Source organism: Testudinibacter sp. TW-1 (genome assembly GCF_050613185.1).
Classification (GTDB): Bacteria; Pseudomonadota; Gammaproteobacteria; order Enterobacterales; family Pasteurellaceae; genus Chelonobacter.
In genome coordinates this window covers 2,572,060-2,585,417 of sequence record NZ_CP192511.1, presented here as the reverse complement: position 1 = coordinate 2,585,417, position 13,358 = coordinate 2,572,060, and the positions used below count along the sequence as shown (strand labels likewise).

Genomic DNA, 13,358 nt, shown 5'->3' with positions numbered 1-13,358 from the left:
GGATAGTGTATGATAATCCTTTCATTTATCGGTAATGACTATTTATAACAAGGAAAAACCATGTGGTCTGAAATTTTAATTAATTACGGGGTGTTTATCCTCGAGGTGCTGACGATTTTATTGGTGATTGCGGCGATTTTCGCCTTTATCGTCAATCTGCGCCAAAAAGAACAAAGTGCGGTCGGCGAGCTGAAAATCACCGATTTGGCAAAACAATACAAAGAAAATCAGGAAAAGTTACAGGATTTCCGTTTAAGCGACGAACAATTAAAACGGCAGGAAAAAGCACGTAAGAAACAAGACAAGCTGGACGCGAAAGCCAAGAAAAAAGCGGCGAAGAATGGCGAGGCGAGTGAAGAAAAAGCCAAGCCGTGTTTGTATGTGTTGAATTTCCACGGCGATATCCAAGCCAGCGGCACAACCGCACTTGCCAATGAAATCAGTGCGGTTTTGGCGGTGGCGAAAGCCGATGATGAAGTGTTGCTGCGTTTGGAAAGCCCCGGCGGCGTGGTGCATGGTTACGGCTTGGCGGCGTCGCAATTAAGCCGTTTGAAAGCCAAAGGGGTGAAATTGACCGTGGCGGTGGACAAAGTGGCGGCGAGCGGCGGTTATATGATGGCGTGCGTGGCGGACAAGATTACCTCCGCCCCGTTTGCGATTTTAGGCTCGGTCGGCGTGGTGGCGCAAGTGCCGAATATTCACCGTTTGCTGAAAAAACATGATGTCGATGTGGAAGTGATGACTGCCGGCGAATACAAACGCACCATGACGATTTTAGGCGAGAACACCGAAAAAGGACGCGAGAAATTCCAGCAAGAATTAGAGGAAACCCATCAACTGTTTAAAGATTTTGTTGCCACTCACCGCCCAAACTTGGACTTGGAAAAAATCGCCACCGGCGAACATTGGTTCGGGCAACAGGCGTTGAATTTGGGCTTGGTTGATGAAATCGCCACCAGCGACGATCTGATTTTGGCGGCGTTAGCGGATAAAGACGTGTTGGAAGTGAAATTTATGCGTAAAAAATCATTAATGCAAAAAATCGGCAAACAAGCCGAGGAAAGTAGCGACAACCTGCTAATGCGTTGGTTGCAGCGTAGTAACCGCACTTTGTATTAAGCGTGATAGAGATGAAAGTGCGGTTGAGCAGGTGAGTGAGCCGTACCGCACTTTTGCTGAAATCAGGTTTAAATTAGTAGCTGACAACCACATCATCGACTTGTACGCTATCACCATAAACCGGTAATAGCGTTTTGTTGTACGCTTCCAGTAATTTGCCGTTTTTGCCTAAAGTTTCGATTTCACTGTTCAACCAATTCAACAATTCGCTGTCGCCTTTTTTCACCGCTGGCGCAATATAATCCAAATCGCCTAAGCTACGCACACCGACGGTATAACCCGGATTTTCTTTTGCCCAGGCGAACAGCAGCGTGTTGTCGTGTGCCAATGCCGCGCCGCGTCCGTCACGCAAGGCTTCGAAGGTTTCGGTGTTTTGCTCGAATTTCAATAAATTCAGGTTCGGATAATTTTTGCTGAAATAGGTATCAGCCGTCGTGCCTTTGTTGACCAACAAGGTTTTGCCGTCTAATTGTGCCACATCGCTGATGACTTCACCGTCTTTTGATACAATTCCCAATGCCACTTTCATATACGGTTTGGCAAAATCGACCACTTCGGCACGTGCCGGGGTTTGGGTGAAGTTGGCAAGGATAATATCGACTTTATTCGATTGCAGATATTCCACTCGGTTGGCGGCTTCGACTAACACGAAATCAATTTTGTTTTCATCACCGAGCAGATTTTTTGCCAGATCTTTGGCGATTTCAATGTCGAAACCTTGATTTTTACCGTTGCTGTCAACGTAGCCAAAGGGCGGTTTATCGCCGAATACGCCGATCCGAATCACATCATTTTTCTTGATTTGTTCCAGAGAAGATGTGCTTTGTGCGCTGTTGGATTCCGCTTTATCGCCGCAGGCGGTTAAGCCGAGTGCCAACACCAAGCTGCCCAGTAGGGCTGAAGCGTACTTAATGGTTTTTTTCACGTTGTTTTGCATGGTTGAGTTTCCTTCTATTGAGTTAAGTTAATAAAAAATTAATAGCTCAGCATATTTAAAAAGGCTTTTGCGCGCTCGGTTTGCGGCGCGGTGAAAAACGCGTGTGGGGTGGACGACTCGATAATTTGTCCTTTATCCATAAAAATGATCCGATCCGCGACTTTTTCGGCGAACGACATTTCATGGGTGACGATCAACATGGTCATGCCGTCTTTGGCAAGATTGAGGATCACGTCCAACACCTCACGCACCATTTCCGGATCAAGCGCCGCCGTCACTTCGTCAAACAGCATAATATCGGGGTTCATACACAACGAACGTACAATCGCAATCCGCTGTTTTTGTCCGCCGGACAGCTCGCGCGGATATGCTTGTTTACGATCCAACAAGCCGACTTTTTCCAGCAGGCGATCCGCTTGTTGTTCCACTTCGGCGCGCCGGCGTTTTTGCACTTTTAACGGTCCGAGCAGGATATTGTCGATCACCGACATATGCGCGAACAGCTCATAACTTTGAAACACCATGCCGATATGTTGGCGCGCCTGTACCCAAGACATCTCCGTGCCCAGTTTGCCGCAGCCTTGTAGCAAAATATTTCCTGCGCTGATTTCTTCCAGTCCGTTGAGGCAGCGTAACAACGTGCTTTTGCCGCAACCGGACGGACCTAAAATCACCACCACTTCGCCTTTTTCGACGGAAAGTTGGATATTTTGCAAGGCTTGCACGCTGCCGTAATGTTTATCTAAGTGTTGGATATCGAGTAGTGCCATAATGTCGCCTGCCTATTTTTCCCAAATTTTTTCAAGATGACGTGAAAATAACGAAAGGGGATAGCAAATTAAAAAATAAAGGATAAAAATCAAGCCGTAGATCCAAAACGAGGCGGAAGGCAAGGTTAACAGCGAGTTTTCAATAAGTTGTTGTCCGACCTTAATCAACTCCAACACACCGATTAACATTGCCAACGAGCTGGTTTTGACCATGCGGGTGAACAGATTAATTGCGCCCGGGGTGATGCGTTGTAAACTTTGCGGAAACAAAATATAGCGGAACAGTTGCATTGGGTTTAAGCCTAATGCTTGCCCCGACTCGATTTGATGTTTTTCAATCGAGGTCAGCGCACCGCGCACCAAATCGCCCATTTCCGCCGCACCCCAAAACACAAACACCAAAATGCAGACCTGTACGCCGCTGAGGTGCAAGCCGAACCATTTTGCCATGCCGAAATAGGCGAGAAACAGCAACACCAGCAATGGCATAATCCGTACCACTTCCAGATAGAAACGGCAAACGGCGCGAATCCAATAGGCTTTGCCGGTCATCAATAAACCGATGGCAACACCGAATATGCCGGAGAAAAACACCGAAATAAATGAGATTTTAATCGTGATCCACAAACCGCCGAGTAAGCGGGCGCAATTGCTGCCTTCGAACAGAATATCAAGCCCCATATTTTGCTTTCCGTTGTCTGCGTTCCAGTTTGCTGATCAGTAAAGAAACCGGTAGCAAAATAATCAAGTAGAACACCACCAGTAAAAACAACGCTTCGTTGGTTTTATAATCCATACCGATAAGGTCTTTTGCCAAAAACATCAGTTCCGCCACTGCAATCGCACTGACAACCGAAGTTTCTTTCATCAAAAACAGACAGTTTGCGCCGATTGCCGGAATGGAAATCGCAAAGGCTTGCGGTAAGGTGATATAGCGGAACACTTGTTGCGGTTTTAAACCGATACTCAAACCCGATTCAATCTGGTTTTTCGACACGGCTTGCAAACCGGCGCGAATTGCTTCCGCCATATAACTGCCGCCCAAAAATGCCAAGCCAATCACCGCGCAGGTGAAACCGCTGAGTTGAATGCCGATTTTGGAAAGCCCGAAATAGAGGAAAAAAACTTGGATCAACAGCGGGGTATTGCGTGAAATTTCGATATAGCATTTCACCGGCAACTGTAAATACCGCACTTTGTAAGTGGTCACGATACTGCACAACAAGCCGAGCAACAGCGACAGTACAATTCCGGCAAACGCCAGTTGCAGCGTAAGCAGGGTTGCCTCAAAGTATCGCGGAAGAACGCTGTAGATATACGACCAGTTCATATTATGTTTTCAGTCAATTTAGATGACAGAAATCATAAAAGATTGCATTGAGAATAAATAGCTGATTAATTAGACGAATTCGCTATTTATTATAACCAATCGAAATATGACGACTGGATTATTCGCAAAAAGAGAATAATTGATCAATACTTTGACACAACAAAGTGCGGTTGTGGCGGTAGCTGATATCGTCGTCATTCAGTTGCCGCGCCAATACTTTTTTGTGTGGCAGATCGTGATAATCCGCTTCGGGATAGGTGATGATACCGTCAATCACACTTGCGCCGACCGCACTTTCGATCCAATCGATTCGATCTTTGAGCGACAGATTCGCTGCCGGGCTGTGCTCTACGCCAAGATTATCAATAAATAAAATTTTTGCCGCTGATTGTCGCAGGGCTTTGGCAATTTCAGGCAACAGCAACGGCGGCATAATGCTGGTTAGAAAGCTGCCCGGACCGAGCAGAATCAATTCGGCTTGTTGCAGCGCCGTGACCGCTTCCGGCGTAGCACTGACTTGCGGAATTAAAAACAGGCGTTTCGGCAATTGATCGAATTTATCGATATTGACTTCACCGACCACCGTTGCGCCGGAATGCAGTTTCGCCCCCAGATGTACCGGTGTTTCCGACATCGGAATCAAATGCGAACGCACCCGCAGCAAATTACGGATCAAATTCACGCCCTCTAATGGGCGGATCCGCATATCTTCCAATGCTTTTAACATCAAATTACCGAGATTATGCCCGGCGAGATCGCCACTGCCGCTGAAACGGTATTCAAACAGGGCGGAGGCGGTGCTCGGTTCGGTAATCATCTGATTGATACAGTTGCGCAAATCGCCCCAGGCAATGCCGCCGTGTTGCAGGCGGATACGACCGGTCGAACCGCCATTATCGGTGGTGGCGACAATGCCGGTCAGGCGTTCTTTCATAAAGCCCAACGCCGACATCAAGCGCCCCAAGCCATGCCCGCCGCCAATGGCGGCAACTTGTTGTAATCGGGTGAGATGTGGCAGACGGTCAGTATGATAATTCATGCAAATACTCGTTTTTAATAATAAATTGCGCTTTTTTCACGTTATTTTTATATTATCCGCTAAAAAACCGCACTTTAAAACGGGGGCAGATCACAAATGCGGAAAATAGCCGCAATTACATCATTTTGGGGATTGCGCTTGTCAATCAGAATGCTAAAATTAGCCCAATTTATTAACAACGCATCACTCCGAGCTTGTTTGACCTACGTTACCGTTATGCTATTAACGGCAATATGGCGACAAGCCTGTTAGCACCGCGGTTTGTGCTACGCCGGATACGCTGGAAACGGTTTATCCGCTCGTGTTTAGAAAGGTGACGAATGCAACCCGAATTTACTTCACAGATCCCGTTTTGTGCGGTCGACAATACGACTGCTTTAGTTGATCGCTTTCAGCGCAAATATCAATATTTACGCTTATCGATCACCGATGTATGCAATTTCAAATGTAATTATTGTTTGCCCGACGGCTATCAGCCGAAAGCGGACAAGCCCTCGTTTTTAACCTTAAGCGAAATCCGCCGTTTGATTAATGCCTTTGCGGCAATGGGCACGGAAAAAGTGCGGATCACCGGCGGCGAACCGACCTTGCGCAAAGATTTCAGCCAAATCATCGAAACCGTGCGCGCCAACGACAAAATCAAAAAAATTGCGCTGACGACGAATGGTTACCGCATGGCAAAATCCGTTGCCGATTGGCAGGCGGCAGGTTTGGACGCAATTAACGTCAGCGTGGACAGCCTTGATCCGAAAATGTTCCGCCAAATCACCGGCGAAAATTTGTTTCATCAGGTGATGAGCGGCATTGATAAAGCGTTTGACATCGGTTATCAGCAGATTAAAGTCAATTCGGTGCTGATGAAAGGCTTGAATGATCGTGATTTCGAGGCGTTTTTGGCGTGGATTAAAGATCGCCCGATTGAAATGCGTTTTATCGAACTAATGCAAACCGGCGAGATGGATCATTTTTTCCAACGTCATCACCTTTCCGGCACGGTGTTAATGCAAAAACTGTTGCAAAACGGTTGGCAATTACAGCAGCGTGCCGTGACCGACGGTCCGGCAAAGGTGTTTAAGCACGCCGATTATCAAGGTTCAATCGGCTTGATTATGCCGTATTCGAAAGACTTTTGCGCCGATTGCAACCGGTTGCGCGTGTCGGCGAAAGGCTTGTTGCACCTCTGTTTGTTCGGCGAAGAAGGCACGAATATTCGCGATCTGCTGCAACAAGATTGGCAGCAAGCCGAGTTGCAACATCGCCTGTTGTCGGCGTTGCAAGGCAAGCGCGAACACCACTATTTACATCAAGGCGACAGCGGCGTGCGACCGCACTTGGCATCTATCGGCGGCTGATCGCCCCATTCTATTTATCGAGAAACTTATGCAGCAATTTACCCATATCAACAGTAACGGCGAAGCCAATATGGTCGATGTCGGCAATAAAGCGGAAACCGTGCGCGAGGCGTGCGCCGAAGCATTGGTGACCATGTCGGCACAAACCTTAAACATGATTTTATCCGGTGATCACCATAAAGGCGATGTGTTCGCCACCGCACGCATTGCCGGAATCCAAGCGGCAAAGCGCACTTGGGAACTGATTCCGCTGTGCCACCCGTTATTATTGACCAAAGTCGAAGTCAATCTGACCGCACTTCCGCAAAGCAACCAAGTGCGGATCGAAAGTCTGTGCCGTTTAAGCGGCAAAACCGGCGTGGAAATGGAGGCCTTGACCGCCGCCTCCATCGCCGCCTTGACGATTTATGATATGTGCAAAGCGGTGCAAAAGGACATTGTGATTGAGCAAGTGCGGTTGTTAAGCAAAAGCGGCGGCAAATCGGGCGATTTTTTGGCGGAAGAAACAGGAGAGGGTAAATGATTAAGGTGCTGTTTTTTGCGCAAGTGCGTGAATTGATCGATTGCGACGAATTACAACTGGCGGCAGAGTTCGCTACGGCGGAAGCGTTGCGCCAACATCTGGCAAGCAGAGGCGAAAAATGGGCATTGGCATTGCAAAGCGGCAAATTGCTGGTGGCGATCAATCAAACCCTAATGTCGCTAGACAGCCCGCTTCAGGACGGCGACGAAGTGGCGTTTTTCCCACCGGTGACAGGGGGCTGAGATGGATTGCGAGATTCGGATTGCGGTACAAAGCGAAGTGTTCGATCAAAGTGCGGTTTACCAATGGTTGTCCGCACCGAACAGCAGCGGTGCGGTGGTGCTGTTTATCGGCAAAGTGCGCGAAATGAACCTCGGCGACAGCGTGCAAACCCTGTATTTGGAACACTATCCGGCAATGACCGAAAAAGCCTTGCGCGACATCGTGCAACAAGCCTGCCAACGCTGGCAGTTGCAACGGGTGCAACTGATTCACCGTGTCGGCAAATTGCACACTGGCGATGAAATCGTGTTGGTCGGGGTTAGTTCCGCTCACCGCGGCGACGCGTACCACGCCAACGAATTTATTATGGATTACCTCAAAACCCAAGCGCCATTTTGGAAAAAAGAACTGACCGACAAAGGCGAACGCTGGATCGAAGAACGCGCGAGCGATAAGCAAGCGGCGGAGAAGTGGTAGGTGAATCGTTAGTAATCAAAAGCCTTGATATTTAAGTATCAAGGCTTTTTTGTATTTGCTGGCGACATCTGAATTGATCGCTGTGAATGGCGTAAATACTGGGGTTTTATCAATTCAGTTTTTGATTGTATTACCAACTGTATTACTAAAAATAAAAATCACAGAAAAAAATAAAAAAAATCGAAATAAAAAAATAAAACTTTTATGGGGGGGTTAGCTACTTATCTACTATTTTAGATCGATATGATTTTAACTTATTGATATTAAATGCTTTTGTTTTCAGTAGTTGACTGATTAGATGAAAAGTACCTCGTTTTTATTTTGAAAACAGCTACTACTTTTTCACGACAACAAAAAAGGGCGGTTAAGCCCTTTCTGTATCGTTGGTTATGTTATCCCTCCCACTCCTCAAACGTGGCGTGGCGGTCTTTCCAGTAAATATTAGTGAGCTGCGCATTGTCTTTTTTGCGCTCTTCTAGCGTGGCTTTTTGCCCGGCTTCTTTCAATGCGTCCGGCAATGCTTGCTTAAAAGATAACAGGCTTAATCGCTGGTTGTAGTTTTGGCAATCGCAGTATTTGAGATAGGCTTGATAAAGTGCGCTATCTGCGTTGCGTTTGCTGGTGCCGCTTCCCCAATAAAGCCCGTTGATTTTTGCGTTGCGCTCTCGTAGCGAATCGCTTTCGTTGATCGGCTCGACTTTAAACGCTGAGGCGAAATCAATCAGATGATTTGTTTTTTGCTTGATATTCACCCCGTCAGCGTGATTTTTAAAGTTTTCTAAGATTTGCCGGGCTTCTTCCGGATTATCTTTAAAACGGTTTAGCAACAAGTGAACAATACCGTAAATTTCACCTTTGATTTTATCAATAAAATTCACGTCTTTTTTGCTTTCGGGGATTGGCTTATCAAAGAAAATAATCACTCGGCGGCGTGCGATACCGCCGTTTCTGTCGGTGAATAAAATCGGGTCATTGGTGATCATCATGTAATTAGCCGTTGGCTTATAGTCAAACGGATCTTTATACAATAATTTGACCGTCATTAAATCGCCACCAGTGAACGCTTTTAAACCGTCTGCGCTGCCGGTGTAGGGTTTTTGATCGGGTGAGTACGCAAAAGACTTACCAATGAACAATGACCGTGTTTCCGCCTTGTCAAAATCTTTGATTGCCATTATCACGCTGTTGCCGCGTCCGTTGAGCGTGGCGGCGATTTCACCAAGTAATGATTTTCCAGCACCACCAACGCCGGTGACTTCAAGGAATAACCCCCAATGGTGTTTATTGGTTAGAATCATGTATAAGCCAGCCAGAATAGCGGATTTCTTTTCTTGGCTGCCGTTGGTGGCAAAATTTAGCCAATCATTAAAGTGCGGTGTTGCCTTGCTGGAAATGCGGCAAGGGAAATGATCAATCAGCCTCAAACCCAGATCGGGATTATGTGCGATAAATTCACCGGTCTTTTTATTGAGCGCGCCATTCGTGAAGCCGATGTAATCCATGCTTTCTATTGGCATTTCGTCAATGCTTAGCGTGATCAGCTCCGCCAGTTTTCTCAAGGTGTTGATTTTGTAATCCGCTTTTTTGTCGCGATAAAAGGCTAGAACTTTGCGCTCTAGTCGTTCCTGCGCGACTTCTTCCCACACTGCGCCGGTGTATTGGTAAGTTTTGCCTAGGGTAATATCTCGTTTCAAAGGGCAGTTGTGCCACGCTATGAATGCTTTCACTTTGTCGTTATCGCGGGCATGATGAAGATCAATTTCAGCGGTGGCATTTTCCGCCACCACCGCCGCTACGGTATCACCCGCACGAATGCGGGCGATATAGTCGCTTAAATCTTCGTTTAACTGTCCTACGTTATCGCACAATGTGACTTTATCGGCGGCAGTGTGTACCGCCAAATTATGACAAAGTGCGGTGATTTGTGCGGCCGCAAGTTTCCCAAATTGGTATAAGCCGATAATTTTCTGATCTGCTTTGGCAATTCGTAAGCGGTGGAGTTCTGCCAATTGCTCATTACCGATAATCACCGGCTTAATGCCGTCTTTATCTCGGATCTGTTTTGCCAGCACCTGCCACCCTGTGCCGTTGCCGTCTTTGCCGTAAGCGTGCCACGCACCACCACCGACAAGAATAACTGCTTCATGTAGTGGCGTGTCCGGCTGATCTTTCAAGTGCGGTGCGTTTTTTAATCTAGCCATTGATAACCTCTTTACCTAAATCAAGGCGTTGAATGCGAACTTCTTCAAACTGATAACGATTGATTAGCGTTTTGGTCTCTTCTAACGCTTGATAATGGTTATCGCATAAAGTGAGCTTGTATTGTTTGCTGTTAGCCGTGATTCCGGTTATTTGCCACTTTATCGGGTCGCCGTTCAGTGGGATAACTTCGTGTGATTGAAAGCCGTCCAGCAACCGCCGCGCAAATTTAGCAAAATCTTCGGCGTTCTTGTCGGTTTTGTAAAATCCTAGAATAAGCGGCACTGAACCGCTCAATTCTCCAGCCATACCGTGATTAAAGAACGCTCTGAGCATAAAACAGGTTTTAGATTGTTGAGTAGTGTTAGCCATGTTTCACCTCCAAATCAGTCATGATGATTGTTCTATGGCGCAATGGTGCGCTTTCATCAAGCATTTTTTGATAGCTCGCCTTGGCTTGTTCTCGCCAGTCCTCGGCTAGACTGTCGGCGTTGATGATTTGGCTGATGTGGTTAAGGTTTCCGCCTGTCCATTCGGTGGCATTGGCTAGATATTGCTCGCCTAATTTTTCATTAATAAATCGCCTGATTTCGGGAGTTTCGGCTAGCACCTTGCCTAAAACGTGGTAATTCATGAAATGGACCGCTAAGTTAGCGATTAAGCCGATTTCTTCGCCTTTTTGGGTTTCGATGTGTTTGGCTTCGTTAAATCCGTAAGGCAAGTTATAAGCGGTAGCAAGCTCAGCAAGATAAACGTCAAAAGCATTGCGTCTGTCTTCGGTGATTAGATTACCCTCGGCGGTTTTCGCCATAACCGATTTAAAAATAGCGTTCGGGCTTGGTCTGCTGGTGGCTGAATTACGCATAAATCACCCCCTTGACGTCAGCAGAAAGGACAATAGGCGGATTTGTGGCAGTGTTGGTATGGGTTTTCATGATGGGATTTCCTGTTATTTTAGTTAGTGAATTACCGCCCATAATAGGGGCGATAAGGCAATCAACTACCGATAACAGTCGGCGGGGCTTATTCGTGCGATTGCTCGCCTTATTTCGCCCTCTTAACCTTATCGCCAATTCGGTATTAAACGGGTGTAGTAAGCCCGTTTGAGGAATTTTTGATAAAAAAATACCGCTAAGCTGTCGGGTGCGGTTGCCGCTGTTATCATTAGTCGTGTCAAGGTGAGTAGCCTTAACGTTAGAAATACTAACGACTTTATTTTTCGCTGTCAATGCACCAGCGGTCAAAGTGCGGTCATTTGCGGCGCTGTCGGGCAAACGTCCTAACAGCACCAGCACAAAATCCCTGCCTAAAACGGCGCGGGCGTGGGTTTCGCTGTCGGCTTGAATACGGATTTGTTGCGCTTGGGTTTTGTCGTAGTGTTGGCGGGAAATGCCTAAAAATTGATAAATCATGGCTGTAACTCCTTGTGTGATTTTAGAAGTTACCGCGGAAGTTTCGAGGCTTGGGCGGTAACGTGCGACGGGCTCGAAAACTGCGACACAAGGAAAGCAGCAAAGGGCGAAACCTTTCCCATCGCACGCCACCATAGATAGACGGTTTTCCGTCTTTTTGGGTGTGCGAATGCTACGCATAAAAAAACACGCTTCGGGCGTGTTATGCGCCTTGTATCTATTCGAGTTTCGAGGCTCGGCAGTCGATTTTGCGACTGCGCAATTAAAATAGCCTAAAGTGCGGTGCGGTGTAAAGTGATTTCGATCACATTTTTGAATATTGGTAGGGTGTCCGCCGTTGGCTGATACTGCTGCCAACGTTTGGGCGGTGGTGGTTTTTCGGGTATAATTTTGCTTAGCCATAGTCTTATCCTTAGTAAGATGGTTGGTTAGAACGCCCTTGAGTGTTGCACCACTTCGGGGCGTTTGCTTTTTCGTGTCTATTGCAATACAATTGGTTGACACTTGATAAACTATAACGAGGTGATAACCCCATGTCAACCACTTTCAAAACTAAAGGCAATAAACAGATTGCATTGCGTGTAGATCCATTGCTTGAAAAAGGTATTAGCGAGGCTGTTAAAATTGATGGTGACGCTTCTGTTTCTGCTTGGATAAAGCGCATAATCCGTAAAGAACTTGCCACTCGTGGCATTGAGTTGAAGGGGTAAGAGGTTGATTTTAAAGCAAAGCCGAAAATTCGGCTATGTAATTCATTGTTTTTAAAGCAAAAACCAAAATTGGGTTTTGTAGTAGGTGTCATAAATTTTAGGATACCTAGACAGTTAAGCGGGGTATGTCCAAAAAACGCTACACCCCCCGCAAGAAATTTGGTATCATGTTCTTGATTTAAATTCACGTTGATAGCCTTTGAGCTACTTTGTGAAAATAAATCCGTGAATTGGTAATGTATCAAGTTCGTAGTTGTGAAAATGATTATAAGTTTAGGCATATGCTTATAGTCCTTTAAATTAGGCTGGAGTGATTCCAGCCTTTTTTATTGGTTAATGGAAAACGTCACAAAGTGATTTTTTCTGTTTCGGTTTTTTAGTATTGCGGTGAACCGTTTTCAGTGTTCGATTAAATACGGTTAATAAATTCACTTCCATAAAATCCACCAGCAACGGAATATTACTTGTGGCTTGCTGTACGGCGATAATATCCGCCAGCTCCTCAAACGTTTCTACCTGTGAAGTAACAATGAAAAAATTATTTTTGCTTAAATGCACCGCATGGAAAAAGCCAAGCTCTTCATCATAGCTAAAAGTAAAAAACGGATATTGATTTTTATAGCGTGTAATCAATATCGGCAGTGCGCGAATTTCTTGTTCTTCGGTTAATTCTTGGTTCATGATTGTTTTGCTCCTATTAAATTAATGGCGTGTTGAATTTCGTTATCGGTGATGAATGCTAACTCTAAATAACGTTTGAAATGTTGCTGCTGATATTTCAATTTGGCGTTATAAAGCTCGGCGACTTTGTGGATTTGTTCGGCACTTCCCAATAAATAACGGGTGTAATTCCGTCCGGTTTCGCTTTTTTCTCTTACTCGCTCAATCTCAATATTCAAGGTTCTCTCGATTTCGTTCACCTCATTGCGGGCATTCAGAAAGTGGCAATTGAAATAAGATTCCTTTTCGCTAACACCGATATGCGGATTGGTGATCAAGGCTTTTGCGACGGTCATTAATCGGGTCATTGTGTTGCTCCTCGATTTGCTTTTTGTTGCTCGATCCATTCCGTGACTTCTGCCAAATCCCAGCGAATAAAGTTGCTGGTCAGGCGGATAGGCTGCGGAAATTGATTTGTTTTGACTAACTCATTGAGTTTTGTGCGCCCAAAGGAAAGCATTGCCATAACCTCGGCAGTGCTGATCCATACTTGGTTTTTTTGGGGGGATTGTGGTTGTATTTTCATTAAATAACCTCTCGTCCGTTTT

18 protein-coding genes and 1 riboswitch are annotated in these 13,358 nt (G+C 46.1%); of the genes, 6 read left to right on the top strand and 12 right to left on the bottom strand.

Going from position 1 to position 13,358, the window contains the following annotated elements:
- Positions 1-60: 60 nt before the first annotated feature.
- Positions 61-1,119 carry a protease SohB gene (gene sohB / locus ACQ31U_RS12435; RefSeq protein WP_431052543.1) on the top strand — a complete coding sequence of 353 codons (1,059 nt, stop codon included), beginning with the start codon at positions 61-63 and terminating at the stop codon, positions 1,117-1,119.
- 73 nt (positions 1,120-1,192) lie between these two features.
- Here the strand turns inward: sohB and ACQ31U_RS12430 are convergent, their stop codons facing one another.
- From ACQ31U_RS12430 to ACQ31U_RS12410, 5 genes are all read right to left on the bottom strand, one after another.
- Complete coding sequence (locus tag ACQ31U_RS12430) at positions 1,193-2,044, bottom strand: cysteine ABC transporter substrate-binding protein (RefSeq protein WP_431054345.1); 852 nt, start codon at positions 2,042-2,044, stop codon at positions 1,193-1,195.
- Positions 2,045-2,094: 50 nt separating this feature from the next.
- The gene (locus tag ACQ31U_RS12425) at positions 2,095-2,826 is read right to left on the bottom strand and encodes an amino acid ABC transporter ATP-binding protein (protein ID WP_431052541.1); all 732 of its coding nucleotides are present in this window, start codon (positions 2,824-2,826) and stop codon (positions 2,095-2,097) included.
- A gap of 12 nt (positions 2,827-2,838) precedes the next feature.
- A complete protein-coding gene (locus ACQ31U_RS12420) occupies positions 2,839-3,507 on the bottom strand; it encodes an amino acid ABC transporter permease (RefSeq protein WP_431052539.1) in 669 nt (222 codons plus the stop codon).
- A complete protein-coding gene (locus tag ACQ31U_RS12415) occupies positions 3,497-4,156 on the bottom strand; it encodes an amino acid ABC transporter permease (RefSeq protein ID WP_431052537.1) in 660 nt (219 codons plus the stop codon). The genes ACQ31U_RS12420 and ACQ31U_RS12415 overlap by 11 nt, the downstream gene beginning before the upstream one ends.
- Positions 4,157-4,274: 118 nt before the next feature.
- A complete protein-coding gene (locus ACQ31U_RS12410; RefSeq protein ID WP_431052535.1) occupies positions 4,275-5,195 on the bottom strand; it encodes a gluconeogenesis factor YvcK family protein in 921 nt (306 codons plus the stop codon).
- Between the two features lie 174 nt (positions 5,196-5,369).
- A riboswitch (molybdenum cofactor riboswitch) is annotated at positions 5,370-5,527 on the top strand.
- On the opposite strand from ACQ31U_RS12410, the gene moaA reads away from it, so the two are divergent.
- The 4 genes from moaA (at position 5,516) to moaE (ending at position 7,769) form a co-directional block, all read left to right on the top strand.
- Positions 5,516-6,547 carry a GTP 3',8-cyclase MoaA gene (gene moaA, locus ACQ31U_RS12405; protein ID WP_431052533.1) on the top strand — a complete coding sequence of 344 codons (1,032 nt, stop codon included), beginning with the start codon at positions 5,516-5,518 and terminating at the stop codon, positions 6,545-6,547. (Overlaps the previous riboswitch by 12 nt.)
- A 28-nt stretch (positions 6,548-6,575) precedes the next feature.
- Positions 6,576-7,070, top strand: coding sequence for a cyclic pyranopterin monophosphate synthase MoaC (moaC, locus tag ACQ31U_RS12400; protein WP_431052531.1), 495 nt, complete (start codon positions 6,576-6,578; stop codon positions 7,068-7,070).
- Positions 7,067-7,312: a molybdopterin synthase sulfur carrier subunit gene (gene moaD / locus ACQ31U_RS12395; RefSeq protein WP_431052529.1), complete on the top strand. Its 246-nt coding sequence runs from the start codon at positions 7,067-7,069 to the stop codon at positions 7,310-7,312. Before moaC ends, moaD begins: the two co-directional genes overlap by 4 nt.
- A 1-nt stretch (position 7,313) precedes the next feature.
- Positions 7,314-7,769 (top strand): molybdopterin synthase catalytic subunit MoaE, encoded by a 456-nt coding sequence (gene moaE, locus ACQ31U_RS12390; protein ID WP_431052527.1) that lies wholly within the window; start codon positions 7,314-7,316, stop codon positions 7,767-7,769.
- A 392-nt stretch (positions 7,770-8,161) separates the two neighbouring features.
- Here the strand turns inward: moaE and ACQ31U_RS12385 are convergent, their stop codons facing one another.
- From ACQ31U_RS12385 to ACQ31U_RS12370, 4 genes are read right to left on the bottom strand one after another with little or no spacing between them, the layout of a single operon-like run.
- A complete protein-coding gene (locus tag ACQ31U_RS12385) occupies positions 8,162-9,970 on the bottom strand; it encodes a DNA primase family protein (protein ID WP_431052525.1) in 1,809 nt (602 codons plus the stop codon).
- Positions 9,963-10,340 (bottom strand): hypothetical protein, encoded by a 378-nt coding sequence (locus ACQ31U_RS12380; protein ID WP_431052523.1) that lies wholly within the window; start codon positions 10,338-10,340, stop codon positions 9,963-9,965. Before ACQ31U_RS12380 ends, ACQ31U_RS12385 begins: the two co-directional genes overlap by 8 nt.
- A complete protein-coding gene (locus tag ACQ31U_RS12375; RefSeq protein WP_431052521.1) occupies positions 10,333-10,833 on the bottom strand; it encodes a hypothetical protein in 501 nt (166 codons plus the stop codon). Before ACQ31U_RS12375 ends, ACQ31U_RS12380 begins: the two co-directional genes overlap by 8 nt.
- On the bottom strand, positions 10,826-11,782 hold the full coding sequence (locus ACQ31U_RS12370; protein WP_431052519.1) for a host cell division inhibitor Icd-like protein: 957 nt from the start codon (positions 11,780-11,782) through the stop codon (positions 10,826-10,828). Before ACQ31U_RS12370 ends, ACQ31U_RS12375 begins: the two co-directional genes overlap by 8 nt.
- A gap of 131 nt (positions 11,783-11,913) precedes the next feature.
- On the opposite strand from ACQ31U_RS12370, the gene ACQ31U_RS12365 reads away from it, so the two are divergent.
- Entirely contained in the window at positions 11,914-12,090 is a 177-nt protein-coding gene (locus tag ACQ31U_RS12365; RefSeq protein WP_431052517.1) for a hypothetical protein, read from the top strand.
- Between the two features lie 333 nt (positions 12,091-12,423).
- On the opposite strand, the gene ACQ31U_RS12360 is transcribed toward ACQ31U_RS12365, so the two are convergent.
- Genes ACQ31U_RS12360 through ACQ31U_RS12350 form a run of 3 tightly spaced genes read right to left on the bottom strand, consistent with a single transcriptional unit; the run spans position 12,424 to position 13,336 of the window.
- Complete coding sequence (locus tag ACQ31U_RS12360; RefSeq protein ID WP_431052515.1) at positions 12,424-12,771, bottom strand: hypothetical protein; 348 nt, start codon at positions 12,769-12,771, stop codon at positions 12,424-12,426.
- Entirely contained in the window at positions 12,768-13,118 is a 351-nt protein-coding gene (locus tag ACQ31U_RS12355; RefSeq protein ID WP_431052513.1) for a hypothetical protein, read from the bottom strand. Before ACQ31U_RS12355 ends, ACQ31U_RS12360 begins: the two co-directional genes overlap by 4 nt.
- The gene (locus tag ACQ31U_RS12350) at positions 13,115-13,336 is read right to left on the bottom strand and encodes a helix-turn-helix transcriptional regulator (protein ID WP_431052511.1); all 222 of its coding nucleotides are present in this window, start codon (positions 13,334-13,336) and stop codon (positions 13,115-13,117) included. Before ACQ31U_RS12350 ends, ACQ31U_RS12355 begins: the two co-directional genes overlap by 4 nt.
- Positions 13,337-13,358 lie beyond the last annotated feature (22 nt).

Coding starts and splice junctions, on each gene's coding strand:
- sohB (WP_431052543.1), top strand. CDS start 61: ATGTGGTCTGAAATTTTAATTAATTACGGGGTGTTTATCCTCGAGGTG.
- ACQ31U_RS12425 (WP_431052541.1), bottom strand. CDS start 2,826: ATGGCACTACTCGATATCCAACACTTAGATAAACATTACGGCAGCGTG.
- ACQ31U_RS12420 (WP_431052539.1), bottom strand. CDS start 3,507: ATGGGGCTTGATATTCTGTTCGAAGGCAGCAATTGCGCCCGCTTACTC.
- ACQ31U_RS12415 (WP_431052537.1), bottom strand. CDS start 4,156: ATGAACTGGTCGTATATCTACAGCGTTCTTCCGCGATACTTTGAGGCA.
- ACQ31U_RS12410 (WP_431052535.1), bottom strand. CDS start 5,195: ATGAATTATCATACTGACCGTCTGCCACATCTCACCCGATTACAACAA.
- moaA (WP_431052533.1), top strand. CDS start 5,516: ATGCAACCCGAATTTACTTCACAGATCCCGTTTTGTGCGGTCGACAAT.
- moaC (WP_431052531.1), top strand. CDS start 6,576: ATGCAGCAATTTACCCATATCAACAGTAACGGCGAAGCCAATATGGTC.
- moaD (WP_431052529.1), top strand. CDS start 7,067: ATGATTAAGGTGCTGTTTTTTGCGCAAGTGCGTGAATTGATCGATTGC.
- moaE (WP_431052527.1), top strand. CDS start 7,314: ATGGATTGCGAGATTCGGATTGCGGTACAAAGCGAAGTGTTCGATCAA.
- ACQ31U_RS12385 (WP_431052525.1), bottom strand. CDS start 9,970: ATGGCTAGATTAAAAAACGCACCGCACTTGAAAGATCAGCCGGACACG.
- ACQ31U_RS12380 (WP_431052523.1), bottom strand. CDS start 10,340: ATGGCTAACACTACTCAACAATCTAAAACCTGTTTTATGCTCAGAGCG.
- ACQ31U_RS12375 (WP_431052521.1), bottom strand. CDS start 10,833: ATGCGTAATTCAGCCACCAGCAGACCAAGCCCGAACGCTATTTTTAAA.
- ACQ31U_RS12370 (WP_431052519.1), bottom strand. CDS start 11,782: ATGGCTAAGCAAAATTATACCCGAAAAACCACCACCGCCCAAACGTTG.
- ACQ31U_RS12365 (WP_431052517.1), top strand. CDS start 11,914: ATGTCAACCACTTTCAAAACTAAAGGCAATAAACAGATTGCATTGCGT.
- ACQ31U_RS12360 (WP_431052515.1), bottom strand. CDS start 12,771: ATGAACCAAGAATTAACCGAAGAACAAGAAATTCGCGCACTGCCGATA.
- ACQ31U_RS12355 (WP_431052513.1), bottom strand. CDS start 13,118: ATGACCCGATTAATGACCGTCGCAAAAGCCTTGATCACCAATCCGCAT.
- ACQ31U_RS12350 (WP_431052511.1), bottom strand. CDS start 13,336: ATGAAAATACAACCACAATCCCCCCAAAAAAACCAAGTATGGATCAGC.